Below are 376 nucleotides of genomic sequence, written 5' to 3'. Positions count from 1 at the left end.
CGATGCGCTCAACCACGCCTCGATCATCGACGGCGTGCGGCTGTCGAAGGCCAGGCGCTTCCGCTACGCCAACAACGACATGGCGGCGCTGGAGGAGGAGYTGAAGAAGGCCGAGGGCAGCCGCTTCAAGCTGATCGCCACCGATGGCGTGTTCTCGATGGACGGCATCATCGCCAATCTTAAGGGCGTTTGCGACCTCGCCGACAAATATGGCGCCATGGTCATGGTCGACGACAGCCATGCGGTCGGCTTCGTCGGGAAGAACGGCCGCGGCTCGGCCGAACATTGTGGCGTCGAGGGCCGGATCGACATCATCACCGGCACGCTCGGCAAGGCGCTCGGCGGCGCTTCGGGCGGCTACACCTCGGCCAAGGCC

Annotated in this window: 1 protein-coding gene; it reads left to right on the top strand. The window is 65.6% G+C overall.

Annotation, left to right across the window (positions count from 1 at the left end):
- The coding region (locus ASD63_RS36270) for an aminotransferase class I/II-fold pyridoxal phosphate-dependent enzyme (RefSeq protein WP_244497268.1) at positions 1–376 on the top strand (376 nt) is incomplete at both ends.

It is taken from the genome of Ensifer sp. Root558 (assembly GCF_001427045.1).
Lineage (GTDB): Bacteria > Pseudomonadota > Alphaproteobacteria > Rhizobiales > Rhizobiaceae > Ensifer > Ensifer adhaerens.
The sequence above is the reverse complement of the archived record's forward strand: the minus strand, read 5'-3'. Positions and strand labels throughout refer to the sequence as shown.